The organism is Bartonella sp. CB10SXKL (assembly GCF_042195515.1).
Taxonomy (GTDB): domain Bacteria; phylum Pseudomonadota; class Alphaproteobacteria; order Rhizobiales; family Rhizobiaceae; genus Bartonella.
Map to the genome: position 1 here is coordinate 1 of NZ_JBHION010000084.1, position 1,174 is coordinate 1,174.

Annotated in this window: 2 protein-coding genes; both read left to right on the forward strand. The window is 46.7% G+C overall.

The features are described 5' to 3' along the window. Positions 1-67: 67 nt before the first annotated feature. The gene (locus tag ACFIK3_RS09545) at positions 68-400 is read left to right on the forward strand and encodes a hypothetical protein (protein ID WP_273791598.1); all 333 of its coding nucleotides are present in this window, start codon (positions 68-70) and stop codon (positions 398-400) included. Next, positions 381-1,174: phage terminase large subunit (locus tag ACFIK3_RS09550; RefSeq protein ID WP_375676625.1), on the forward strand; the 794-nt coding region annotated here is incomplete at its 3' end. The genes ACFIK3_RS09545 and ACFIK3_RS09550, both read left to right, overlap by 20 nt.

Consider the following 1,174-nt stretch of genomic DNA (forward strand, 5'->3'; position numbering starts at 1 on the left):
ACGAGAGGCAGTGCAGTTTGGAATCCCCGCAAATGCGGGGTTTTTTATTATCTGGAGGGCGTATTTTATGACATCAGAAAATACACAGCAGGCTCCACAACCCATTAAAAAGCGTATACCCCCAAAGGCAGGTCAAGGGCGTGTCAAAGGCGTTCCGAATAAGATGACGCGCATTTTAAAAGAAGCAGTGGTTAAGGCTGCTGAGAATGCTGGGAATAAAATTGGCAAGGATGGTTTGATTTCTTATTTGGAAAAACAGGCTATGGAATGCCCCGCTGCTTATTTAGCGTTGCTTGGTAAGGTGTTGCCTTTACAGGTAACAGGTGAAGATGGGGGAGCCATTAAGGTGATAACGCGTGTAGAAATCGCGCCTTTGGTCAATGACAACACGACAGATTAGTATTGTTCCAAAGCTTATACCGATTTTTACAGATAAGGCTTTGGTGCGTGCTGCTTGGGGTGGACGAGGGTCTGGAAAGACAAGATCATTTGCCTTGATGGCTGCTTTAAAAGGCTATCAATTTGGTATGCAAGGGATATCGGGCACTATACTTTGTGCACGTCAGTTTCAGAATTCTTTGGCAGAAAGTTCATTGGAGGAGATTAAACGCGTCATTGAAGCGCACGACTTTTTAAAGGACTATTACAAGGTTGGGGAGTCGTCGATTAAGTCGATAGATGGTCGTATAGCCTTTCAGTTTTCTGGTCTTGACCGCAATATAGCCAGTATCAAGTCTATGGGGCGGATTTTGCTTTGTTGGGTTGATGAGGCAGAGCCCGTTACAGAGACGGCTTGGCAGACGCTTATACCGACTTTGCGAGAAGAAGGAAAAGATTGGAATGCAGAATTATGGGTGACATGGAACCCGTTGCGAGAGAATGCCCCCGTTGAGAAGCGGTTTCGCTTTTCAGACAATGAGGCAATCAAACGTGTTGAGATCAACTGGTCAGACAACCCGAAGTTTCCGAAGATCTTGAATGAAGCGCGGCTTGATGATCTGAGAAACCGTCCAGAGACCTATAAGCATATCTGGGAAGGGGCTTATCTTACAGCGGTTCAAGGCGCTTATTATCAAAAGGAAATGTTGGCAGCCGAGCAGGAGGGGCGGATAGGGCGCGTTGCTCGTGATCCTTTAATGCAAATACGCGCCTTTTGGGATATTGGGGGCACGGG